The sequence below is a fragment of the Octadecabacter sp. R77987 genome, from assembly GCF_042466115.1.
Lineage (GTDB): Bacteria > Pseudomonadota > Alphaproteobacteria > Rhodobacterales > Rhodobacteraceae > SW4.
In genome coordinates, this window is record NZ_JAXHBQ010000001.1 from 1,729,080 (window position 1) to 1,752,998 (window position 23,919).

The 23,919-nt window shown below is 58.5% G+C and carries 23 protein-coding genes; 7 read left to right on the forward strand and 16 right to left on the reverse strand.

Annotated features, from left to right (window positions below; genetic code table 11):
• The first annotated feature begins 30 nt into the window (after window positions 1-30).
• The 3 genes from SJY21_RS08805 to SJY21_RS08815 all read left to right on the forward strand — a co-directional run bounded on the left by SJY21_RS08805 (window position 31) and on the right by SJY21_RS08815 (window position 4,338).
• Window positions 31-1,668 carry an electron transfer flavoprotein-ubiquinone oxidoreductase gene (locus tag SJY21_RS08805; protein ID WP_377509114.1) on the forward strand — a complete coding sequence of 546 codons (1,638 nt, stop codon included), beginning with the start codon at window positions 31-33 and terminating at the stop codon, window positions 1,666-1,668.
• A 125-nt stretch (window positions 1,669-1,793) separates the two neighbouring features.
• Window positions 1,794-3,491, forward strand: coding sequence for a tetratricopeptide repeat protein (locus SJY21_RS08810; protein ID WP_377509117.1), 1,698 nt, complete (start codon window positions 1,794-1,796; stop codon window positions 3,489-3,491).
• The gene (locus tag SJY21_RS08815) at window positions 3,478-4,338 is read left to right on the forward strand and encodes a 4-(cytidine 5'-diphospho)-2-C-methyl-D-erythritol kinase (protein ID WP_377509120.1); all 861 of its coding nucleotides are present in this window, start codon (window positions 3,478-3,480) and stop codon (window positions 4,336-4,338) included. Before SJY21_RS08810 ends, SJY21_RS08815 begins: the two co-directional genes overlap by 14 nt.
• Here SJY21_RS08815 and SJY21_RS08820 read toward each other — a convergent pair.
• A complete protein-coding gene (locus tag SJY21_RS08820) occupies window positions 4,331-5,329 on the reverse strand; it encodes a polyprenyl synthetase family protein (protein WP_377509123.1) in 999 nt (332 codons plus the stop codon). The two genes, SJY21_RS08815 and SJY21_RS08820, sit on opposite strands and share 8 nt — an antisense overlap.
• A 53-nt stretch (window positions 5,330-5,382) precedes the next feature.
• On the opposite strand from SJY21_RS08820, the gene SJY21_RS08825 reads away from it, so the two are divergent.
• The 3 genes from SJY21_RS08825 (at window position 5,383) to SJY21_RS08835 (ending at window position 6,642) form a co-directional block, all read left to right on the forward strand.
• Window positions 5,383-5,598, forward strand: a complete 216-nt coding sequence (locus SJY21_RS08825; RefSeq protein WP_377509126.1) for a DUF2007 domain-containing protein — start codon at window positions 5,383-5,385, stop codon at window positions 5,596-5,598.
• Window positions 5,595-6,353: a tRNA1(Val) (adenine(37)-N6)-methyltransferase gene (locus tag SJY21_RS08830; protein ID WP_377509129.1), complete on the forward strand. Its 759-nt coding sequence runs from the start codon at window positions 5,595-5,597 to the stop codon at window positions 6,351-6,353. The genes SJY21_RS08825 and SJY21_RS08830 overlap by 4 nt, the downstream gene beginning before the upstream one ends.
• Window positions 6,354-6,474: 121 nt before the next feature.
• On the forward strand, window positions 6,475-6,642 hold the full coding sequence (locus SJY21_RS08835; RefSeq protein WP_377509132.1) for a YdcH family protein: 168 nt from the start codon (window positions 6,475-6,477) through the stop codon (window positions 6,640-6,642).
• Window positions 6,643-6,801: 159 nt separating this feature from the next.
• On the opposite strand, the gene phbB is transcribed toward SJY21_RS08835, so the two are convergent.
• The 3 genes from phbB to SJY21_RS08850 form a co-directional block, all read right to left on the reverse strand.
• Window positions 6,802-7,527, reverse strand: a complete 726-nt coding sequence (phbB, locus tag SJY21_RS08840) for an acetoacetyl-CoA reductase (RefSeq protein WP_377509135.1) — start codon at window positions 7,525-7,527, stop codon at window positions 6,802-6,804.
• Window positions 7,528-7,633: 106 nt separating this feature from the next.
• Window positions 7,634-8,809: an acetyl-CoA C-acetyltransferase gene (locus SJY21_RS08845; protein WP_377509138.1), complete on the reverse strand. Its 1,176-nt coding sequence runs from the start codon at window positions 8,807-8,809 to the stop codon at window positions 7,634-7,636.
• A gap of 159 nt (window positions 8,810-8,968) precedes the next feature.
• Window positions 8,969-9,775, reverse strand: coding sequence for an EAL domain-containing protein (locus SJY21_RS08850; protein ID WP_377509140.1), 807 nt, complete (start codon window positions 9,773-9,775; stop codon window positions 8,969-8,971).
• Window positions 9,776-9,878: 103 nt separating this feature from the next.
• On the opposite strand from SJY21_RS08850, the gene SJY21_RS08855 reads away from it, so the two are divergent.
• Window positions 9,879-10,442, forward strand: coding sequence for a DNA-3-methyladenine glycosylase I (locus tag SJY21_RS08855; RefSeq protein WP_377509143.1), 564 nt, complete (start codon window positions 9,879-9,881; stop codon window positions 10,440-10,442).
• Here the strand turns inward: SJY21_RS08855 and SJY21_RS08860 are convergent, their stop codons facing one another.
• The 12 genes from SJY21_RS08860 to SJY21_RS08915 all read right to left on the reverse strand — a co-directional run bounded on the left by SJY21_RS08860 (window position 10,443) and on the right by SJY21_RS08915 (window position 23,919).
• Entirely contained in the window at window positions 10,443-10,883 is a 441-nt protein-coding gene (locus tag SJY21_RS08860) for a molybdenum cofactor biosynthesis protein MoaE (RefSeq protein ID WP_377509146.1), read from the reverse strand. It lies immediately after the preceding gene.
• Window positions 10,883-11,131 (reverse strand): molybdopterin converting factor subunit 1, encoded by a 249-nt coding sequence (gene moaD, locus SJY21_RS08865; RefSeq protein ID WP_377509148.1) that lies wholly within the window; start codon window positions 11,129-11,131, stop codon window positions 10,883-10,885. Before moaD ends, SJY21_RS08860 begins: the two co-directional genes overlap by 1 nt.
• On the reverse strand, window positions 11,128-11,793 hold the full coding sequence (pgsA, locus tag SJY21_RS08870; protein WP_377509151.1) for a CDP-diacylglycerol--glycerol-3-phosphate 3-phosphatidyltransferase: 666 nt from the start codon (window positions 11,791-11,793) through the stop codon (window positions 11,128-11,130). Before pgsA ends, moaD begins: the two co-directional genes overlap by 4 nt.
• A gap of 36 nt (window positions 11,794-11,829) precedes the next feature.
• Window positions 11,830-13,707, reverse strand: coding sequence for an excinuclease ABC subunit UvrC (uvrC, locus tag SJY21_RS08875; protein WP_377509154.1), 1,878 nt, complete (start codon window positions 13,705-13,707; stop codon window positions 11,830-11,832).
• A gap of 311 nt (window positions 13,708-14,018) precedes the next feature.
• The gene (locus SJY21_RS08880) at window positions 14,019-14,768 is read right to left on the reverse strand and encodes an SDR family oxidoreductase (RefSeq protein WP_377509157.1); all 750 of its coding nucleotides are present in this window, start codon (window positions 14,766-14,768) and stop codon (window positions 14,019-14,021) included.
• Complete coding sequence (locus SJY21_RS08885; protein WP_377509160.1) at window positions 14,768-15,745, reverse strand: calcium/sodium antiporter; 978 nt, start codon at window positions 15,743-15,745, stop codon at window positions 14,768-14,770. Before SJY21_RS08885 ends, SJY21_RS08880 begins: the two co-directional genes overlap by 1 nt.
• 141 nt (window positions 15,746-15,886) lie before the next feature.
• Window positions 15,887-16,681, reverse strand: a complete 795-nt coding sequence (locus SJY21_RS08890) for a S49 family peptidase (RefSeq protein WP_377509163.1) — start codon at window positions 16,679-16,681, stop codon at window positions 15,887-15,889.
• An 82-nt stretch (window positions 16,682-16,763) separates the two neighbouring features.
• Window positions 16,764-17,525, reverse strand: coding sequence for an ABC transporter permease (locus tag SJY21_RS08895; protein WP_377509166.1), 762 nt, complete (start codon window positions 17,523-17,525; stop codon window positions 16,764-16,766).
• A complete protein-coding gene (locus SJY21_RS08900; protein ID WP_377509169.1) occupies window positions 17,522-18,448 on the reverse strand; it encodes an ABC transporter ATP-binding protein in 927 nt (308 codons plus the stop codon). The genes SJY21_RS08895 and SJY21_RS08900 overlap by 4 nt, the downstream gene beginning before the upstream one ends.
• A gap of 66 nt (window positions 18,449-18,514) precedes the next feature.
• Window positions 18,515-21,625, reverse strand: coding sequence for an efflux RND transporter permease subunit (locus tag SJY21_RS08905; RefSeq protein ID WP_377509172.1), 3,111 nt, complete (start codon window positions 21,623-21,625; stop codon window positions 18,515-18,517).
• Window positions 21,625-22,794 carry an efflux RND transporter periplasmic adaptor subunit gene (locus tag SJY21_RS08910; protein WP_377509175.1) on the reverse strand — a complete coding sequence of 390 codons (1,170 nt, stop codon included), beginning with the start codon at window positions 22,792-22,794 and terminating at the stop codon, window positions 21,625-21,627. The genes SJY21_RS08905 and SJY21_RS08910 overlap by 1 nt, the downstream gene beginning before the upstream one ends.
• A 345-nt stretch (window positions 22,795-23,139) precedes the next feature.
• A complete protein-coding gene (locus SJY21_RS08915; RefSeq protein WP_377509177.1) occupies window positions 23,140-23,919 on the reverse strand; it encodes an ATP-binding cassette domain-containing protein in 780 nt (259 codons plus the stop codon).

A 23,919-nucleotide genomic window follows, 5' to 3' on the forward strand; every position in this document is an offset into this window, starting at 1 on the left:
TAATTACCCTGTGACCGGGAGGATACCCAAATGGCCGAGACGACGCGCGAAGCGATGGACTGTGATGTGGTGATCGTGGGTGCTGGCCCTGCGGGTCTGTCTGCCGCGATCCGCCTGAAACAGCTTGATGCCGACCTGAACGTCGTGGTCCTTGAAAAAGGGTCCGAAGTGGGCGCGCATATCCTGTCGGGTGCTGTCCTTGATCCGAGCGGCCTTGATGCGCTGATCCCCGATTGGAAAGCCAAGGGCGCGCCGCTGAATACGCCTGTCACCGCTGACAACTTCTATATGATGGGCGAGGCTGGCCAGATCCGTATCCCCAACTTCGCGATGCCGCCGCTGATGAACAACCACGGCAACTACATCGTTTCCATGGGCAATGTCTGCCGCTGGATGGCCGAGCAAGCCGAAGAACTGGGTGTCGAGATTTTCCCCGGCATGGCCTGTTCCGAACTGGTCTATGGTGACACGGGCCAAGTCACAGGCGTGGTCGCCGGTGAATTTGGCAAGAACCCTGATGGCACCCCCGGTGATTCATATGAACCCGGCATGATCCTGAACGGCAAATACGTGTTCCTGTCCGAAGGCGTGCGCGGGTCGCTCTCAAAAGAGGTGATCGCGAAATACGACCTCGCCAAAGACAGCCAGCCACAGAAATACGGCCTTGGCATGAAGGAAATCTGGGAGATCGACCCCGACAAACACCGCGAAGGCACAGTCACACACACGATGGGCTGGCCATTGGGTGGCAATGCCGGTGGCGGGTCGTTCATCTATCATCTTGAAAACAATCAGGTTTACGTGGGCTTTGTCGTCCACCTGAACTACAAAAACCCCTATCTGTTCCCCTACATGGAATTCCAGCGTTTCAAGCATCACCCGATGGTCGCTGACCTGCTGAAGGGTGGCAAGCGGGTGGCATATGGCGCGCGCGCAATCACCGAAGGGGGCTATCAGTCCCTGCCCAAAACCGTCTTTCCGGGCGGTGCGCTGTTGGGCTGTTCGGCGGGTATGGTCAACGTGCCACGCATCAAGGGCAACCATAACGCGATGTTGTCGGGCAAGGCCGCAGCCGAGGCCGCATTTGCCGCCATCCAAGGCGGGCGCAGCGGTGATACGCTGGATGCCTACAACACCGAGGTCCACGAAGGCGCGATCGGCAAAGACCTGCGCCAAGTGCGCAACGTCAAACCGCTCTGGTCGAAATTCGGCCTGCTCGCCTCGCTTGGCCTTGGCGGGTTCGATATGTGGACAAACAACCTGTTCGGGTTTTCGCTGCTCGGCACCCTCAAGCACGGCAAGTCGGATGCCGACGCCACCGAAGAAGCATCCAAACACACGCCGATTGATTACCCCAAACCCGATGGCAAACTGTCGTTCGACCGGCTGACCAATGTGTCATTCAGCATGACAAACCACGAAGAAAGCCAGCCAGCACACCTGCACCTGAAAGACCCGTCAGTGCCGATCGGGATCAACCTGCCCAAATACGCAGAGCCCGCCCAGCGCTATTGCCCTGCAGGCGTTTACGAAGTGGTCGATGACAAGTTCGTCATCAACTTCCAGAACTGCGTGCACTGCAAAACCTGCGACATCAAAGACCCCAGCCAGAATATCAACTGGACGGTTCCGCAGGGCGGTGACGGGCCGAACTACCCGAACATGTAAGCGCAACGGGGCGGGCAGATTGCGCGCCTCATACGCGACATCCTGCCATATCCGCGTCACTGCATTGCCCCGCCTGACCGTGGGCACTAGGTTCTGCACGAATACCCTGATCTAGGAATTGCCACGTGCCGCGCAAACCAATCCAAGCCCTTTTGATTTCAACAGCCGTTTCATTGGCCCCCGCCCTAAGCGCTGACCCGAACCCCGGCGCATATCTGGCGGCACGTCAGGCCGGAATCAACAATGACTATCTGCCCGCCGCCGAATACTTCATGACCGCATTGGCCGCGGACCCCGGCAACCCGCTGTTGCTGGAAAACGCGCTGGCGTCGCAACTTGGCCTTGGCAATATCCAGGCCGCACGCGCCTTGTCTCAACAGATGATCGACATAGAAATCGACAGTCAGATTGCGCATATGGTTGAAATGGCCGCTGCCGCCCAGGACAACCGGTGGGACGATATATTTGCCCATTTGGAAACGGGGCGCTCGGTGGGGCCTTTGGTCGACGGGATCGCGCAGGCCTGGGCCTTTATCGGCCAAGGCGACATGAGCGCCGCCCTGACAGCGTTTGACGAAGTGACCGAAGCGCAAGGCCTGCGCGCGTTTGGCCTGTATCACAAGGCGCTTGCGCTGGCGTCGGTCGGCGATTTTGAAGGGGCGGATGCGATCTTTTCCCTGCCCCCGCAGCAGGGGCTGCAACGCACCCGCCGGATTGTCCTGATCCACGCAACGATCCTAAGCCAGCTGGACCGGAACGCGGATGCCGTGACAATGCTGGATGACACCTTTGGCCCGCAAACTGACCCTGCGGTTGCCGGAATACGCGCACGGCTGGATGCAGGTGAAACGGTGCGCTACGGCGCCGTCACGACCCCGACGCAAGGGATTGGGGAGGTCATGTTTTCTGTTGCGGGCGCTCTTCAAGGTGAATCTGGCGATGCCTACACGCTGTTTTATGCCCGCCTTGCCGAATATCTGAATCCGACAAATTCCGATGCGCTGATCTTGTCGGCGCAGCTGCTTGAAGGACTGGAACGCTACGAGTTGGCCAGCGCCACCTATGCGCGCGTGCCACGCGACGATAGCGCCTTCTTTGCTGCCGAACTGGGGCGCGCCGAAGTCCTGCGCCGCGATGGCAAGGTTGATGCCGCAGTCGAAGTTTTGCAGCAACTTGCGCGCAGCTATCCTGACCAGCCATTCGTCAAAACGACCCTTGGCGATGCCCTGCGATCAGACGGCCGCCATCAGGACGCCAACACCGCCTATACCGAAGCCCTTGCGCTTTATGGTGCGGATCATCCGGATCGGTGGTGGCCGCTTTACACGCGCGGGATCACCTTTGAGCGGATGGGAAACTGGCCTTCAGCCGAGGCTGATTTGCGCGCTGCCCTCGACTTGCAACCCGACAACCCCAACATCCTGAACTATCTTGGCTATACGATGGTCGAAGAACAGGTGAACCTCGATGAAGCGCTTGCGATGATCGAGAAAGCCGCCGCCGCCCGCCCCGATAGTGGCGCGATCACCGATAGTCTGGGTTGGGTGCTCTATCGCCTTGGCCGCTTTGACGAAGCCGTTGAACCCATGGAGCGCGCCGCCGCGCTGGAACCGGTTGACCCGATCATCAACGATCACTTGGGCGATGTATTCTGGGCCGTTGGCCGCGATGTCGAAGCACGCTTTCAGTGGCAGCGCGCCCTGTCATTTGACCCCGAAGCAGAAGACGCCAACCGCATCCGCCGCAAGCTGGAAATCGGGCTGGACGCCGTCCTGATCGAAGAAGGTGCCGATCCGATCCGTGTTGCAAATGACGACGGCTGAAGAATACGCGCCCGCCAAGGTTAACCTGACCCTGCATGTGACAGGGCAACGCGACGACGGGTATCACCTGCTCGACAGCCTTGTGGTGTTTGGCGGCCATCAGGATCGCCTGATCGCGCGCCCGTCCCGCGACCTGTCGCTAGACGTATCGGGGCCTTTTTCCGCTGGTGTTCCAGGTGACGAAAGCAATCTGGTGTTGCAAGCCGCCCATGCCCTGCGGATGCGCCACAACGTGCCTGTGGGGGCTGCGCTGCATCTGGACAAGTATCTGCCGCACGCTGCCGGAATTGGCAGCGGGTCATCAGATGCGGCTGCCGCATTGCGACTGCTGGCGCGTTTGTGGAACGTGCCCGTGCCTGACGCGCGTGACCCGCTTGCGCTAGCACTTGGGGCCGATGTTCCGGTCTGTCTGCGCGCGCCTTCGCCCACCCGCGTCACGGGTATCGGCGAAGGGCTGCTGGATGTGCCGCGCCTGCCAAGCTGCGCAATGGTGATGGTCAATCCGAACGTTTCGGTGCCAACGGGCCGTGTCTTCAGCGCGATGAAGTCAAGGAACAATCCACCCATGCCGGACGTGCCCGCGGGCATGTCATTCGCAGACTTCATTGCCTGGCTTGGACAGCAACGCAATGACATGCATCCCGCTGCAGAAGCGATTGCGCCTGAAATCACGGCCGTTCTGGCACGTCTGCGCAAAACCCCCGGCGTCGAATTTGCAACGATGTCGGGATCAGGTGCAACTTGTGTCGGGTTGGTTGCCGATATGGATCGCGCTGTGTCGATTGCACGCGCCATTCAGGTTGCGGAAATGGGCTGGTGGGTTGCGCCAGCGCTTTTGCTTAGCTGATCCGCGCGACCACATAGTCGGCCAGCTCAACCAACATCGACCTGATCGGATGATCGGGGAGTGGTGCAAGTGCCGCTTTGGCCTTTTCGCTCCATGCCAATGCCTCGACGCGGGTGGCTTCAAGGGTATCGTGGCGTGCAAGGATCGCCATGGCCGTCTCAAGATCGCCGCTCGCCTGCTTGCCCTTGGCAATCGTGCGCTCCCAAAAGGCGCGTTCCTCGGCGTCGGCCATTGCCACAGCCTTGATCACCGGCAGCGTCAACTTGCGTTCACGGAAATCATCGCCGACGTTTTTTCCCGTGGCGTCGGTGCCGCGATAGTCAAGCAAATCGTCAACAATCTGGAACGCCACACCCAGCGCGTCACCGTAAGCATAAAGCGCTTTGACGCGATCCTCGGACACACCGGCAATCACGCCGCCAACTTCCATCGCGGCAGAAAACAGCGCCGCCGTTTTGCCACGAACGACTTGCAGATAAATCGCCTCGGTCGTGGCCAGATTGCTGGCGGCGGTCAGTTGCAACACTTCGCCCTCGGCAATCGTCGCAGACGCGTTTGCCAGAATATCAAGCACCCGCAACGACCCCGTTTCGACCATCAACTGAAACGAGCGCGCAAAAAGATAATCCCCCACCAACACAGAACTGGTGTTGTCCCACAACAGGTTCGCGGTGGGGCGCCCGCGCCGCTGGCTGCTTTCATCAACGACATCATCGTGCAGCAGGGTGGCGGTGTGAATAAATTCAACCGTGGCGGCCAGATGGACATGGTAGGGGCCATCGTAGCCACACATCTTGGCCGCCGCCAATGTCATCATCGGGCGCAGACGCTTGCCCCCTGCCTCGACCAGATGCGCGGTCACTTCGGGGATGCGCGGCGCGTGCTCCGATGCCATGCGTTCACGGATCAGACCGTTGACAGCCTCCATCTCGGTGGCCAATTCCGTGGCAAGGCGTTCGTGCGGTTTGGTGGCTGCGGTATCAAGGCTCATCACGGGTCCGTCAGTTGCTCGACTTGGGACAGGTTTGCCCTTAGATCGAGAGGATGAAAGAACTTTTGCGCACCAACGACCCAACGGTCATCGCCTTTGCAAAAGCCCTGTTAGACGGCGAAGGTATAGACGTGTTCGAATTGGACGTAAATATGAGCATCCTTGACGGCAGCCTTGGCATTTTGCCGCGGCGTTTGATGGTGGCAGACCGGGATCATTTCATGGCCGTCGCCACAATGCGCGACAACGGGATCGATCTGGGGCAATGACCGATGGGCTGACGCATGATGCCTTTCTGGGTGGACGCCTGACAATTTCACAACCCGCAGACGGCTTTCGCGCGGGCGTGGATGCGGTGCTGCTTGCAGCCGCGATCCCGGCCAAAACAGGCGATCACGTGCTTGAACTGGGATGCGGTGTTGGCACGGCGCTGCTTTGCCTTGGGGCGCGCGTGCCGGGTCTGGACATCACCGGTCTTGAACTGCAACCCGCCTATGCGGACCTGGCGCGGTGGAATGTTACATCCAATGGTGCGGACGCCGAAATAGTTACCAGTAACCTCTCGGATATGCCTGCGGATCTGCGCAATCGCAGCTTTGATCATGTGATGGCAAATCCTCCTTACTACCGGCCCGGTGTCGGCCATGCCTCGGCTGACAAGGGGCGCGATACGGCGCTGCGCGGCGAAACTGATCTGGCAGTTTGGGTTGACGTGGCGATACGCCGCCTTCGTCCACGTGGCTGCCTGACGATCATCCAGCGTATGGATCGCCTGCCTGATCTATTGCGGGCCTATGACACGCGCCTTGGGGCGATCACGGTGCGCGCGTTTACACCGCGCCACGACCGCAATGCCCATCTGGTTATCGTGCAGGCCACCAAGGGCGCGCGCGCGCCCTTTCGTATGGCCGCGCCGATTGTCATGCATGTCGATGAAACAGATGGGTCAGGGCGCAAGAAATTCACGCCCGAACTCACTGCGATATTGCGGGATGGCGCTCCGCTTGCACCCCTGATCGGTTAACACTTTGGCAATGAGTCCTGTGGCAAACTTGGCGTAGGCAAATTGCTGCCATGCGGCGTGACAGCGCCGGAAATCTGTGGTGCAATATGCCTGCTTAAAACCCAAACACAGGAGGACGACCATGACCTTGAGTTCGCATTTGCAGGAACTGAAGCGGAAACATGAATCCCTGTCCGAGGCCGTCGAATTGGCCCAGCGGAGCCCAGCAACAGACGATCTTGAGATCGCGCGGATGAAGAAAGAAAAACTCCACCTGAAGGAAGAAATTTCACGGCTTAGCACCGTCTAACCCGTTGATATCGTGGTGCTGGCAAGGGGTTGCCAGCGCCACAGCCGCCGCAGGAAACCCAGCGGTCATCCCCAGCAGAAATCACCATGACAACTACTGCGGTGCCGCCACGAAACACCGTTGCGTGGCGGCCAGTGCATGATGTCACCGCAGGACCCGTCAGGTCATGTATTGGCCACCGTTCGCGGATATCGTCGAGCCCGTGATAAACGCCGCGTCGTCCGAGGCAAGGAACACCACCGCCCGTGCGATTTCTTCGGGTTCGCCCAGCCGCCCAACAGGAATTTGCGGCAAGATCACTTCGTTCATCACCTTTTCGGGGATCGTGCTCATCATTTCGGTGTTGATATAGCCGGGGCAGATCACATTGACTGTAATGCCTGCCCGCGCGCCTTCCTGTGCAAGCGCCTTGGAAAACCCGATGTCACCTGACTTGGCCGCGGCATAGTTGGCTTGGGCGAACTGGCCCTTCTGACCATTGATTGAACTGATCGAGATCACCCGCCCGAACTTTCGCTCGCGCATGCCGCCCCAAACGTTATGAGTCATGTTGAAAAGGCCCGACAGGTTGGTGTCGATCACCTCTTGCCACTGCTGCGGGGTCATCCGATGGAAAGGCGCGTCGCGGGTGATGCCCGCGTTGTTCACCAAAATCTCGACCGGGCCAAGATCGGCCTCGACCTGCGCGATTCCGGCCTGACAGGCCTCGTAATTCCCCACGTCCCATTTGTAGGTCTTGATACCTGTCTCTTTGGTGAATGCAGCGGCTTTTTCGTCGTTTCCGGCATAGGTCGCGGCAACAGTGCAACCCGCGGCGGCCAGTGATTTTGAAATCGCCGCGCCAATTCCGCGCGATCCTCCGGTAACAAGTGCAACGCGTGACATGTGGTATCCTCCTGAATTCTGTTCGTAATGATATTATGCGGCGATAATTCTAAGCGCAACTTTATTGCGGGGCCATATCCTCCCAAACATGACCCCGCTTTCGCACTTAGGGGCGTTCAACGCACAGGGCGACGCCCATGCCACCACCGATACACAGCGTTGCGAGGCCCTTTTTGGCGTCGCGGCGCTTCATCTCGAACAGCAGGGTGTTCAACACGCGGCAGCCGGATGCGCCAATCGGGTGGCCGATGGCGATTGCGCCGCCGTTCACGTTTACGATCGACGGATCCCAGCCCATGTCCTTGTTTACGGCACAAGCCTGCGCGGCGAATGCTTCGTTCGCTTCGACCAAGTCCAGGTCGTCCACGGACCAGCCCGCCTTTTCCAACGCCTTGCGCGAGGCATAGATCGGGCCAACACCCATGATCGTCGGATCCAGACCGGCCGTGGCATAGGATGCAATCCGGGCCAATGGTTCGATGCCCCGCTTTTCCGCTTCGTCAGCGGACATCAGCAATGTGGCGGCCGCGCCATCGTTCAGGCCCGATGCATTGGCCGCAGTGACAGACCCTTCTTTGGCAAAGGCGGGGCGCATTTTGGCCATTGCCTCGATGTTGGCGCCGTGACGGATGTATTCGTCCTGATCCACAACGATATCGCCCTTTCGGGTCTTGACGGTAAAGGCGGCGATTTCATCGGCAAACTTGCCTGCCTTTTGCGCGGCTTCGGCCTTGTTTTGCGATGCGACAGCAAACTCATCCTGCATTTCGCGGGAAATCTGCCATTTTTCAGCGACGTTTTCAGCGGTTTGACCCATGTGGTAATTGTTGAACGCATCCCAAAGGCCGTCTTTGATCATCGTGTCGATCAGCTTCATGTCGCCCATCTTTTGTCCGGCGCGCATGTTTTGCGCATGGGGCGACAGTGTCATGTTTTCCTGACCACCTGCGGCGACAATGCTGGCATCGCCCAGCATGATGTGTTGCGCACCCAGCGCCACGGCGCGCAGACCAGACCCGCACACCTGATTGATTGACCATGCCGCGCTTTCCTGCGGAAAGCCTGCATTGATATGCGCCTGACGCGCGGGATTCTGCCCCTGCGCAGCGGTCAGCACCTGACCCAGAATTGTTTCGCTGACGTCAGAGGGATCAACGCCTGCACGCGCCACCACTTCGGCCAGAACAGCGGCACCCAGATCATGCGCGGGAGTATTTGCAAATGCCCCGCCAAAACTGCCCACGGCGGTGCGTGCTGCGGATGCGATAACTACGTTGGTCATGGAGGACTCCTCTTGAATGCGACCCAAAGGGGCGACGAGGAGGCATGCACAAGCAGCGTGCGGGCCCCACACCCGCCGTTGCAACGTTTCATATGGCTTGGGCGGCCTTAGGGCAACGTGATTCACCGTGGCATCGGCGCGCACCCGCCATAGGCCGGTTCACAAGGTGAATTTTGGAATGCCGATCTGATAGCCCTGCAGGCAGTCCACACCAAAGGAGGCGAGAAACTCCGCCTCGGCCGCGGTTTCGACACCTTGGGCCACGGCGAACATTTCGAACTGGTGGGCAACAGTGATCAACGCCTCGGCCAGGACCTGATTGTCGGGCGAATGGTTGATCCCACTGACGAAGCAGCGATCAAGTTTCACCATGTCAAAGAAGAAATCCTTGAGGTGGCGAAACGCCGTCATGCCACCACCGAAATCATCCAGGGCAAAGGCCACACCGCAAGGCTGCATTTCTTCCATGAAGCGAATGACCATTTCGTGCAATTGCATCGCCGAGGTTTCGCCGATTTCAAGGATCAGGCGGTGCGCAAGTGCGGGATCACGATCAAGCCGTTCATCAAGACGCCGCCGCCACGCGGCATCCCCGATCGACCGGGCCGACACATTCAAAGACAAGCGCAGGGTTGGATTCGCCTGAAGCATATCCAGACCATGGCGCAGCGTTTCGCAATCCACGTCACGGCCAAGCGCGTTTTCGGAAATCTGGCTCATGAACTGCGCCGCGGGCACGATGCGGCCACCTTCATCCAGAACCCTGATCAACCCCTCGTAGAACGCGACCTGTTCGGTGGCATCAGCGCGCACGACCGGCTGAAACGCGAGAACGGTATTGCCCCGTTCAAGTGCGGTGCGCACGGTCGAAAGCACATCACGGTCACGACTGGCCACCGCATATTGCAGCGGGTCCATCGGCGTTTGTGCATCCAGCGCACCCGGAGAAAGATCAAACGTGGCCATCAAGTTGTCCCTTGGTCAGCCACAGTTATCCCCGCCGTGCACTTAACGGCTGGTAAAGGATCACGATTTGCGATGAATTGTAGTCACATTGCAGGAGGGCGGCATGAACGAACGTTGCGGCTGGGCGGGTAGCGAAAAGATCTATACCGACTATCACGATACCGAATGGGGCGTGCCGGAATACGATAGCCGCGCCCTGTGGGAAAAGCTGATCTTGGACGGGTTTCAGGCAGGTCTAAGCTGGATCACGATCCTGAAAAAGCGCGACAACTTCCGCAAGGCATTCGCCGGTTTCGACCCCGAAGCAATTGCGCGCTGGGGCGAGCCCGAAGTGCTGGCCTGCCTTGATAACCCCGGCATCATCCGCCACCGCGGCAAGATCGAGGCGACGATCACCAACGCCCGCGCCTATCTGGAAATGGATGATTTTGCCGCATGGTGCTGGGCCTATACCGGCGGCAAACCGATCCAGAACAGATGGGCGACACTGGCCGAGGTTCCGGCCGCGACACCACTTTCCACACAGATGTCCAAAGACCTGAAAAAAGCGGGCTTCAAGTTTTGCGGCCCGACGATAGTCTATGCGTGGATGCAGGCCTGCGGGTTGATCAATGACCACCTGATTACCTGCCCGCAGCACGACCCCTGCAAGGCAATGGCGCGGTAGTTACCACCGTTTCAACGCATCCTCGTCGGCGTCCTTGGCCGCAACCCAATCGGCCCCATCCGCGGTTTCCTCTTTTTTCCAGAACGGCGCGCGGGACTTCAGGTAGTCCATCAGGAATTCTGCCGCCGCAAAGGCATCGGCGCGGTGCGGTGCGGCAGTCGCGACCATCATGATCGGTTCACCAACGGCAAGCCGCCCAAAGCGATGGATCACCAGCACATCCGCGAGCGCCCAGCGCGTCACGGCCTGTTGCGCGATGTCTGTCAGCGCCTTTTCGGTCATGCCGGGGTAGTGTTCGATGGTCATGGCGCGCAGGCCGCCCGTCACATCGCGCACCAACCCGCTAAAGCTGACAACAGCACCAGCACCTGACGCGCGTGCGGTGAATACGTTGAGTTCCGACCCGCCGTCAAATGCGTCTGCCTGAACACGAATGTCCATCAGCCACCCGTCATCGGCGGAAAAAATGCGACTTCGCGCACACCCTCCAGGGGCGCGTCAAAATCCGTCAAGGTTTGATCAATCGCGACCCGCAGCGCACTTATGTCGGAAAACGCCAGTTCATAACGTTCCTCGCGCGCGCGCAGCTCCGCGATCAGGTCGCTCACAGTCGCGGCCTTGGTCGCGACCTGTTCACGCGGCACGCCAATCCGTTCCCGTACCCAAGCGAAATAGACAACGTCAATCATGCGGCTTCCCTCAGATAGGGCAGTGATTTGCGGAAATAGTCATAGCCCGTGACAACGGTCAGGATCATCGCCGCCCAAAGCAAGATGATACCAATCCACCAGCTATAGAACCCGCCGAACCATTTCCAGACGATGCCCTGCAAATCGGGTTCATCGCCTGCGAAAATTGCCCCGATCATCGCGCCGTCCATGCCCTCGGTCGACATCGCAAAATATGTCTCGAAGGCGCCCGTTGAAAACAGCACGGCGATCGCTGTCATCTGCGCCGCTGTTTTCCATTTGGCCAGCCGGGTCACGGCCAGCGTTCCTGCCGTATCACCCAGAAATTCGCGCAAGCCCGACACAAATGTTTCGCGAAACATGATCAAGGAGGCAGGTAACAATATCCACGGGTCCATGCCGGAAAATCCACAGATGACAAGCAAAGCGATTACCACCATCGCCTTGTCGGCAATCGGGTCAAGCATCGCGCCGAACTTGGTCTGCTGGTTCCATGCGCGTGCCAGATACCCGTCAATCCAGTCGGTCGTGGCCGCGACCACAAACAGGATCAGGGCAAACCAATCGGCCCAGGGGCGCGCGAAATACAGGAACATGATCGCAACGCCAGGGGCCGCCAGCAAGCGCAGCACGGTCAGGATATTTGGCAGGTTCCAAGTCATGTCACAGTCCTAGCGCCGTTTGGCCGTGTGCACCACCTAACCTTTTTCATGAAAGTAGTCATAGATACCCTGCGCCATATTGCCTGAAATCCCGTTGACGGCCTTGAGATCGGCGAGGCCTGCGCGCGATACCGCCTTGGCACTGCCGAAATGTGCCAAAAGCGCCCGTTTGCGCGCAGCCCCAACACCAGGCACGTCATCCAGCGGGGTTGCGCCAAAAGCCTTGCTGCGTTTCGCCCTGTGCGCACCAATTGCAAAGCGGTGCGCCTCGTCACGCAAACGTTGCACGAAATAAAGCACCGGATCGTTGTGGCGCAGGGCCATGACCCGTTTGCCGGTGCGGTGGAATTCTTCCTTGCCCGCGTCGCGGTCCAGCCCCTTGGCGACACCGACCATCGGCACATCACCGACACCCAGTTCGGTCATGATTTCGCGCACTGCACTTACCTGCCCGGCGCCGCCATCAATCAGCAACAGGTCGGGCCACGTGCCGGACTGACGATCAGGGTCTTCTTTCAGCAAGCGTTTGAAACGGCGCGTCAGAACCTCTTTCATCATGCCGAAATCATCACCCGGAGTGATGCCTTCGCCCTTGATGTCGAACTTGCGGTATTGGTTCTTTGCAAACCCGTCCGGCCCCGCAACGATCATCGCACCTACCGCATGCGAGCCTTGGATGTGGCTGTTGTCATAGACCTCGATCCGTTGCGGCGGCGCCACCAGATCAAATGCCTCGGCCAGACCGTGAAGCAGTTTCGCTTGCGTCGCGGTTTCCGACATCTTGCGCGCAAGGCTTTCGCGGGCGTTGCGTGCCGCACCATAGACGATCTCGGCCTTTTCCCCGCGCTGGGGCACGATGACCTCGACCTTGCGCTTGGCCTTTTCCGAAAGTGCCGCCGTTACCAGATCGGTCTCGTCCAGCCCATGCGACAGCAACAACATGCGGGGCGGTTCGCGGTCGGAATAAAACTGGCCGACAAAGGCTTGCATGACTTCGGCCAGATCCTCGTCACCACTGATCCGCGGGTAGTAGTCGCGGTTGCCCCAGTTCTGATTGGCGCGAATAAAGAACACCTGCACGCAGGCCTGACCGCCATCGGTATGCAACGCGATGACATCCGCCTCGGACACGCCCTGGGGGTTGATCCCCTGAGCGGTCTGGACTTGGGCCAGCGCGCGGATGCGGTCGCGCAGGGCCGCCGCGCGCTCGAACTCCATCTCCTCGGACGCGGCAGCCATATCGGCGGCAAGCTGGGCCTGCATCTCGGTCGATTTGCCATCAAGGAACCGCTGCGCATCCTTTACCAACTGGGCGTAGTCCGCTTGCGAAATTTTGTCGGCACATGGTGCCGCGCAACGTTTGATCTGGTGCAATAAACAAGGGCGCGTGCGGCTTTCAAAATCGCTGTCGGTGCAAGTGCGCAGCAGAAACGCACGCTGCAACTGGTTCAACGTCCGGTTCACGGCACCTGCACTGGCAAAGGGGCCATAGTAATCGCCCTTCTCCTTTTTCGCGCCGCGGTGTTTCTTGATTTGCGGATAGGCGTGATCGCCCGTCACAAGGATGTTGGGAAACGATTTATCGTCGCGCAACAGCACATTGTATTTCGGTTTAAGCTGCTTGATCAGGTTCTGTTCCAGCAACAGCGCTTCGGTTTCTGTCACCGTGGTCAGAAACATCATCGAACAGGTTTCGGTTATCATACGCTGGATGCGCTGGCTGTGTCCCGTCAGACGGGCGTAATTGCTGACGCGGGCGCGCAGGTTGCGGGCCTTGCCCACATACAAAACGCGGCTTTCGTGATCCAGCATCCGATACACACCGGGCGATGAATCCAGCGTGCGCAAATAGGACTGGATCAGGGTGTGACCTGTCAGAACTTCCGGCGTTTCACTGGGCATTTTGTCGTGCATGTGGCTGCTTCTGATTCTTCTGTTGGGCTGCAACCATATCGCAGCGGTGACAAGTGGAAACCTATCCACTTTCTGTGTGGATAACTACGGGGGCAAAACTGTTTCGGTCGGAAATTTCCCTTGTTTTTTTGCGGCTTCGTTACGTTGCCCAATTTTTAGGCACTAAAGTAACACACTGATTCACAACAAAACTTTTATCGGCATTGGGCAAGCGACTGAAAACATTAAGGTTTTGTAAATATTTTGTGAAGTCGCGCGATGGCGGTGCACAACTTGTCGCAGGATCACTCAACCCAAGGGTGAACGCGCCGCTAAGAGGTCAGATGCTGTCCGCTGTCCACTGCCAGCATTTGCCCCGTGATCGCCGGTGAATCCAGAAAATATCCAAGCGCACTTGTAATGTCCGACAGGTCCACACCCCGTTTCAAAAGTGTCTTGCTACGTTCGGCCTGAAACTGCGCTGCGGTCTGGTGCGCGCCCTGCAATGTCGGCCCCGGACCGATCGCATTGACCCGCACGCGTGGGGCCAGTGCCTGTGCCGTGGTTTGGGTCATGACCCAAAGGCCCGCCTTTGCAATGGTATAGCTGGCATAGTCGGGCCGCAAATTGCGCACGCGCTGGTCAATCATGTTGACGATCAGCGCCTGCGCGTGCGGTTCGCCGTTTTCGTCGGCAACAGCATCTGGCGCTTGGGCCGCAAATTTCTGCGTCAGGACAAAAGGCGCGCGCAGGTTCGATCCGATGTGACGATCCCAGCTGTCCCGTGTCGCAGTTTCAATCGTGTCATCCTCAAAGATCGACGCATTATTGACCAGACAAGTCAGCGGGCCACCCAATCCTGCAATCGCCGCAGGAACCAGTTCAGCAGTCGCCTCTTCGTCCAAAAGGTCGGCCCTTACCGCAACTGCCTGCCGCCCCTTGGCCGCAATCCTGGCGACAACTGCCTCGGCCTCGTCGCGCGATGCGTGATAATGCACAGCAACGTCAAAGCCGCGATCCGCCAGATAAAGCGCCATCGCCCGTCCAAGACGCGCGCCCGCACCCGTCACAAGCGCACGCATCACAGCACCACAAACAGATAAGTGACATACAGCACGCTGAGCGCGACGCCCCAAATGCGATTGATATCCACCCGAAAGAACACGAAGGGGATCAGGATCAGGGACGCAGCCAGCATTACCCACAGATCAAAGCGCAGGAACTGTGGATCAACAGGGATCGGGCCAACAAGCGATGCAACACCGATGATGCCCAGCAAATTGAACATATTCGACCCGATCACATTCCCGAGCGCCACATCGGCCTGACGGCGCAGCGCTGCCATCACGGTGGTCGCAAGTTCAGGAAGTGACGTGCCAATCGCCACAAGCGTCAGGCCAATCACCGTTTCGGAAATGCCGAAATCGCGCGCGATGTTTGTCGCCCCGTCCACCAGCAGGCTTGCGCCCAGCGGCAGACCGATCAGACCCAGCACCAGAAAGATACCGATCTTGACCCACGGCAGATCAGGGTCCACGCCCTCAAGGTCGTCCAGATCGTCGGCTGCGGCCTTGTCGGCCCTGCGGTGCTTGCGAGCGGCACGCGCGGCGTGGATCAACATCGCCGCCAGGGCAGCCAGCAATATGATACCCGCGACCCAGTCGAAAACCCCGCGATAGGCCAAGCCAATAAACAAGAACGATGCTGCGATCATTTGCAGGAAACTGTTGCGCGTGTCGCATTCGCTGGTGTGCATCACCGCCAGCAAGGCAGGCACCCCCAACACCAGCAACACATTCGCAGTGTTTGACCCAACGACATTCCCAAGGGCCAGCCCCGGCACATCATCAATGATCGCCTGAATGGAAATGAGAAGCTCCGGCGCTGATGTCCCAAAGGCTACAATCGTCAAAGACACGATCAACGCAGGCACACCCAGCCGCAAAGACATGTTCACAGCCCCCTTCACAAGGCTGTCACCCGCAAGCAACAAGATCACAAGCCCAAGGCCTGTATAAAGCCAGTCCATGATCATTTGCGCCCCTTCCCACAGGGGCATGACCCCTTGCCGATCCGGTAGCGTCCGCAGCCTTTGCACTTGGCCGCGGCCAATCGCGCCTGTCCGGGGAACTTGATCTTGCCGAACATCGCGAGCACCGCCATGCCGACAAGAAAGAGGCTGACTATCTTGAAAATCACGTCACAGACCAAACTGCGCGAAAGCTGCGCGTTCTTCGATCGAGGACACGGTATCGTCGATCAGCTGTGCCCCGAACCTTGAAAACAGCGACCGCTTCACGCCGTAGCGGCGCAATTGAACCTTGTCACCAAAGCGTTCCTTGAGGACCGGCACAAGATGGCCAATTTGATCAGCCAACCCCTGTTCCACAGCCTTGTCGCCAACCCAGATTTCACCCGTGAAATGATCGGGGTTATCAACCAGCCGTGCACCGCGTCGCGATTTCACATGGTCAATGAAAAAGACATGCAGATCATCAAGCAGGCCTTTCAAGCGCTTAACGTCCGCGGGCTTTTCGGGCTTGAACGGGTCCATCATGCTTTTTGATTTTCCAGCCGTGTGAACACGCCGTTCCACGCCAATCTTGTCAATTGCGCCTGTCAGGCCAAAGCCAGACGAGATCACCCCGATTGACCCGACGATTGATCCGCGATCCACGAAAATCTCGTCCGCCGCCGTTGCCAGCCAATAGCCACCTGATGCTGCAACATCTTCGACGAATGCGAAAACGGGGATGTCTTTTTCCGCGGCCAGCCGCCGGATACGCGCTGCGATCAGTGACGATTGCACAGCCGACCCGCCGGGCGAATTGATCTCAAGCGCGATGGCCTTGGGCTTGCCTTTGGTGAATGCCTTTTCAATGACGGGCGCGAGGGCCGCATCATTCAATGAACGCGCACCGGTCGCGATTTGCCCTTGCAGGCGGATCACGGCCACGAAGGGCGGCGATTTCATGAATGGGATATAGCGTTTCATAAGGCTTCACTTAGGCTGTCGCACGCCCTGCGACAAGGGACGCGCCCTGCCCCGTGATGCATATTGTTCGCCGCCCCCAAGATCACTGGCGGATCCGCCAACCGGTGCGGAAAATCCACCAGATCACCGCCAGACAAAGCGTTGTAAACAATCCGATCGCGCCAAGGCTCAGCGCGATGGAAACATCCGCCGTGCCAAAGAACGCCCAGCGGAATCCCGAAATCAGATAGACGACCGGATTGAACAGTGTAATCACCTGCCACACAGGCGGCAGCATGGTGATCGAATAAAACGACCCTCCCAAAAAGACGAGCGGCGTGATGATCAGCAACGGGATCAGTTGCAACTGTTCGAAATTCTGCGCCCAGATACCGATGATAAAGCCCAGCAAACTGAACGACAGACAGGTCAGCACCAGAAACGCCATCATCGCGAAAGGATGTGCGATGGTTAGGTCAACGAACAGGAACGCCGTGCCCAGAATGATCAAGCCAATGAACAGCGCCTTGGTCGCGGCCGCCCCCACATAGCCAATCGTGATCTCAAGGAAATTCACTGGTGCGGACAGCAATTCATAGATCGTGCCGATGAATTTCGGGAAATAAATGCCGAATGATGCGTTTGACGTGGCTTGGGTCATCACGCTTAGCATGATCAGCCCCGGCACGATAAAAGCGCCGTAGCTGATGCCTTCGACCTGATCAATCCGGCTGCCGATTGCCGCGCCAAACACCACGAAGTAAAGCGAGGTGGAAATCACTGGCGAAATGAAACTTTGCATCAAGGTGCGAAAAAATCGCGTCATTTCATAGACATATATTGATTTGACGGCCTGAAAGTTCATGATGTTTCCTTCACAAGTCCGACAAATATGTCTTCGAGGCTGCTTTGCTGGGTTTGCAGATCAGCCAAGTGCAAACCCGCCGTTTGCACATCTTGCAGCAACGCGGTTATACCGGTGCGCTCCTTTGTGGCATCAAAGGAATAGATCAGGCTTTGGCCGCCCTCTGCAAGCGTGAGCCCGTGTTTAGCCAGCGCGGCAGGCACCGCATCAAGTGGTTCGGTCAGTTCGATACGCAGGTGCTTTTGCCCCATACGAGCCATCAAGGCATCCTTGCCTTCAACCAACAGGATTTCCCCTTTGTTGATCACGCCGATACGGTCGGCAATCGCCTCGGCTTCCTCGATGTAGTGGGTCGTGAGAATGATCGTCACGCCGGTCTTCTTCAGCTCGGCGACGATTTCCCACATGTCCTTGCGCAGCTCCACATCGACGCCCGCAGTCGGTTCATCCAGAAACAGCACACGCGGTTCGTGCGACAGGGCCTTGGCAATCAGGACTCGGCGCTTCATCCCGCCCGATAGAGCCATGACCTTGCTGTCCTTCTTGTCCCACAAGGACAGTTGGCGCAGCAGTTTTTCAAGATAGGCCTCGTCCGGTGCCTTGCCAAACAAGCCGCGTGAAAACCGCACGGTGTTGATGACTTTTTCAAAGGGCTCAAGGCTGATTTCCTGTGGCACTAGCCCGATCAGATTGCGCGCCCCGCGATAGGCTGTGATGATGTCATGCCCGCCCACGGTGACAGTGCCGCTGGTGGGTCGCGTGATCCCGCAGACCGTGGAAATCAACGTGGTCTTGCCCGCGCCATTGGGGCCAAGCAGGGCAATGATCTCGCCCTCCTCGATATCCAGATCGACAGATTTCAGGGCTTCGAACCCGTTGTCATAGGCTTTCCTGAGGCTTCGCACCTCGACGATCGACGGCATATGAGATCTTCCTTGCAGCGTTCGCGCGACCCTATCCGCCCCTTGGGCAGAGATAAAGAGGCCGCGCTAGGCCGGTGCCTCTGCGCGATTGCGCCGCCCTTCGCCCAGCATCAACATCGCCGGAGTCACCACCAGTGTCAGGATGGTGGCAATCACCAATCCGCCCGCAATTGCGGATGACAATTCAGTCCACCACTGGGTCGAGGGCGCCCCATACACAATGTCACGCGTAAAGAAGTTCAGGTTCAATCCGATGACCATGGGCATCAACCCCAAGGCCGTTGTGACCGACGTCAGCACCACGGGTCGCAAACGCTGCGCGCCGGTGCGCAGGGCTGCTTCAAGCGGGGATTGCCCCTGCGCTTTCAGACCATTGTAGGTATCAATCAGGATGATGTTGTTGTTCACAACGATACCAGCCAGCGCAATCACGCCCAAGCCCCCCATAACGATCCCGAACGGGCGGCCGGTAACGATCAACCCCAACAAGACACCGGCGATCGAAAAGATGATCGCGCTCATCACAACGAACGCCTGATAGAAGTTGTTGAACTGCACGACAAGGATCACGAACATCAAAAAGATCGCCGAAAAGAAGGCACCAATCAGAAAGATCATGCTTTCTTGCTGGTCCTCGGCCTCACCGCCAAAGCTGAATGCGACACCATCGGGAAGGTCGGCGTTTTCAAGTGCGGTGCGAAGCGTGATCACCTGATCATTGACCAGCAGACCGGGGGCCACGTTGGCCTCAATTGACGTGACCCGCTTTTCATCAACGCGGCGGATCACGCCCGTGCGATCCGTGGGCGCAAACGTCACGAAATTTGAAATGGGCACAAGGCCCGCAGTGGTCGGCACCCGCAGACTGCCCAATTCAGACAATGACCTGTCCTCGCGCGGGAACCGCACGCGGATATCAAGCGCGCCATCGGTATCATCGGGGCGGTAATCGGCGACAGTGATCCCTTGGGTCAGCAGTTGCACAGCCTGCCCCAGCAGGCTCACATCGGCACCAAAGCGCGCGGCCTCGGCCCGATTGACGATGATCGACACCTCGACGCCCGGAACGGGGCGGGTATCGGTGACATCCGTAAAGCCGCCAATCGTGTCCATCAGATCACGGACTTGCTGCACGGCATCCTGTTGCGCTTGCGGGTCACGTCCGGTGATTTCCAGATTGACGGGCTTGCCGCTTGACGGCCCACCGCTTTCGGTTTGCACCTGCACATCAATGCCGGCGATGTCGGCGACATCGGCACGAATATCCACGCCGATTTCTTCCGCTGTGCGGCGCGTGTCCCATGATGTCAGCTCAAGCTGCAACGTGCCGATGGTTTCCTCATCGCCCTGTCCTGCGCTCATCATGGAACGGGCATAGATGCTGGCGATTTCATCATAACCCAAAAGACGGTCTTCAACCGCGCGCACCAGCGCATCCCGTTCAAAGATCGAAAAGTTGTCGCGCGCGCGCACCTGAACCTGCATGAAATCAGGTTCGACGGATGGAAAGAATGTAACGCCCTTGCCAAACTGGCCATAAAGACCAAAGCCCCCCAGCAGCAGTGCAAGCGCCAGCAACAGCGTCGCCGCAGGGCGCGTTATTGCCCATTCCAGCACGCGGACATATCCGCCGGTAAACCCGCCCATGTCACGTGGATCGCCGATTTCGGCGGCGTGCAGCGCGGCCTTTGCCGTGGCTGTCTGCGGCTGCCGCTTTCCGATCAGACCGCCGACCACCGGAATAAAGATCAGCGCCATGAACAAGGACGCAAACAGCGTCAGGATCACGGTTATCGGCAGGAATTTCATGAACTCGCCGACCATTCCCGACCAGAACAACAGCGGGAAAAATACACTGAGTGTCGTCGCTGTTGATGCGATGATGGGCCATGCCATTCGTTTGGCGGCAAAGGCGTAAGCCTCTTTGGGTGCTGCGCCCTCTTGCAACTTGCGGTCGGCCAGTTCGGTCGTGACAATCGCCCCGTCCACCAACATCCCGACAACCAGGATCAGGGAGAACAGCACGACGATGTTCATCGTGTAATCCATCACCCACAAGGCGATGACACCGGCCAGAAACGCACCGGGAATGGCAAGCCCGACCAGAATGGCCGAACGCCCCCCAAGGGCCAACACGATCACGATCATCACAAGGATCACGGCAGCGATCACGTTTGCCTCAAGGTCGCTCAGCAGGTCTTTGACCTGTTTGCTTTGATCCTGCAAAAAGGTGACTTCTACGTTTTCGGGCCAGTCCACCTGCATTTCGGCAACCAGCGCTTTGACCGACGCAACGGTTTCAATGATATTGGCGCCCGACCGTTTCGTGACCTCTAGCGCAAGGGCAGGCTGGCCATTGATGCGCGCAAACGAATCCGGGTCCTCGAAGGCGCGGCGCACCGTGGCCACATCGCCAAAGGTTACGACCGCATTGCCACGCACCTTGACGGGCATCGCCATCACATCATCAAGGCCTTCGATCAACCCCGGCACCTTGAGAACGATACGCCCCGAACCGGTTTCAATCGCACCAGCAGCGATAAGTCGATTGTTGCGCTGGATTTGACCGATCAATTCGTCAAACGACAGGTTGTATGTTTCAAACACTGTCGGGTCGATCAACACCTCCAGAAACTCGGTGCGCTCTCCGCCGATGTCTGCCTCAAGGACGCCGGGCAGACCCTCGATCGCTTCCTGCATGTCATCGGCCAGGGCGTTCAATGTGCGTTCAGGCACCGGCCCCGACAAGATTGCGGTTACAATGGGAAACAGCGCCGTGTTTATTTCGGTGACTGTGACGTCATAGGCGTCATCCGGCAATTCACTTTCGGCACGGTCCACAGCCTCGCGGACCTTATCAAGCGCGACCTGGGTGTCAGACCCCGGGCTGAATTCAAGTTGCAGACTGGCAAAGCCTTCGGCAGCATCTGATTTCAGGCTGTCGAGACCGGCAATTGACGAAAACTCGGTTTCAAGCGGGGCAAGCAGCAAGCGTTCGGCGTCACTTGGGCTGATCCCGTCCAGACCTGTGGACACGTAAAACAAAGGCAGTGGAATTTCCGGTGTCAATTCTTTTGGAATCGAAACATAGGCGTAGGCTCCCACCGTCATGACCATGATCAGGGCCATGACAACCACGCGCGACCGCGAAAAGGCCGCGTCGATCAAGGCATGCATCAGTTCACCTCCGCAGGGCTTGGTGCGACGACTTCGCCCTCGCTGACAAACCCCTGACCGACGGTGATCACATCAACGCTTTCGGGAAGGCCCGTGACCCAGATTCCGTCGATCTGTGCATCGACGATCTCGATCGGGAAAAACGTGACCGTTGCATCACCATTGACGGCTTTGATCCCCAAATCGCCAAGCGTGTTCAGCGAAACGATCGAGGGCGGCAGGAAATGCGCGGTGACAACGCCCGTCGGAATGACAACTTCTGCCGAGATGCCGGACGGAATCGCACCATCTGCATTGTCGACCTCGATTTCCGCCAGAAACGTGCGGGTTTCGGCCGCGGCCGACGACCCGACAAAAGTGACTACGCCCTCGCGTGTTTCGCCGGTGATGAATTCGACCGATGCGGGCTGGCCAACCTCAAGCAGCGTCAACGACTGCTGCGGCACCTGAATTTCGACAGTCAGCGGGGTAATATCAACAAGGCGCGCAACCTGCGTGCCCGCGCTGACATATTCACCCACATCAAGATCAAGGGTTTCGATACGGCCGGCGAACGGTGCCGTGATTTCAAGCGCATTGGTGTCCTGCTGCACCTCGATGACCTGCGCCTGTGCTGCCGCCAGTGCCGCGCGCGCCTGCGTCACGCGGTCATTTGTGGCAACACCGCGATCCAAAAGCGCTGTGGCGTTGTCATATTCCCGCTGGGCGGTGGCAAGGTCTTGGGCGGCGCGGTTAACTTCGGCGGCGTTCGCAGCTGGGTCAAAACGGGCGATCACATCACCTGCCGCAACGTCCTGCCCCTTGCGCACCGGCACGTCGATAATGTCACCGGACGTTTCCGCAACAAGGCCTGTATCACGATCTGCAAGCGCTTGGCCTTCGGCGCGATAATACTGCGTCACATCCTCGGACCTCGAGGTTGTGACCGCAACGGCCAAAGGCGCAGGTTCGTCGCGCGCAAGTGTCGGTGTTTCGTCCTCGGAGGGCAGAACAAAACCGCTGCCCATCCACCCCACGATGGCGATGACAAGTACAAGCGCGATCCAGGTCGAGCGCGCGGCACCCTTGTCCGCGTCAAACTGAAGCGCGGGCGCAGGCGCAGGCGCGGGTGCAACGCCAGGGGTTGCGGGCGGCGTTTCAACTGACACCTTTTTGGGTTTGCGCGTCATAGAACTTTTCCTTGGCAGCCCATCGGGCGTTGCAGATTGGGTGAAAGACTTCGATATTTGCTGCAACGCGACCGCGCCGCCAGCGTCAAGCGCGCGCTGGTGCTGACGCTTGCACGGCGAACACCAAGGTTGTCAGCCTGTGTCGCCAGACCAACCCTTTCGATGAACGCCTCGCCGGGCGCCGTTATATCGCGTTCTTCAAGCATCCAGGTCTCCGTTCAAGCGGTGACATAGAGCGTGGAACTGCAAACATCAAGCGCGTTCAGTCAAAACTGAACACACGTCACCCGTGGACGCCATTGAATAAGGTCTGAACGCCAAATGCCGGAACCGTCAGGAACGCGCCTAAACGGTGCCTCCCAAGCTTCCCTCAAGCGCGGCCAGTTCCTGTCCCCCTGCCATCATGTCTTGCAGGGCTTCAGCCGTGATCTCGCCTTTCAAGGCAGTGCCCAGCGTCTTGCCACGGTTCAGAACGGTAAATCTGTCGCCAACAGCCATGGCATGGCGCACGTTGTGGGTGATGAACACAACGGCGATCCCCTGACGGCGCACCTTGTCGATCGTCGCCAGCACATTTGATGTTTGACGCACGCCAAGGGCCGAGGTCGGCTCGTCGAGAATGAGCACCTTTGCACCGAAATGAACCGCCCGGCTGATTGCCACAGTCTGACGTTCGCCCCCTGACAGCGTGCCGACCGCCTGATCAGGACCGCGCAGATTGATACCCATCTCTTGCATGGCTTGCATGGTAATCTTGTTGGCGTGGTCATGGTCAAACAGCTTGATCGGACCGACTTTCTTGATCGGCTCGTTGCCCATAAAGAAGTTGCGACTGACACTCATCAGCGGGATCATCGCCAAGTGCTGGTGCACTGTCGCAATCCCTGCGGCAATGGCATCGCGGGGGTCTGCAAAATCAAGGGGATTTCCCTCAAACACGATCTCACCCGCAGTGGGCTTGTGAACGCCCGACATCGTCTTGATGAATGTGGACTTACCGGCGCCATTGTCCCCCAGCAAGCAGTGGCATTCACCCGCATGGACATCAACTGACACCCCCGCCAGGGCGATCACGCTGCCAAAGTGCTTTTCGATGTTCTTCATCTGGATAATGGGTTGTGACAT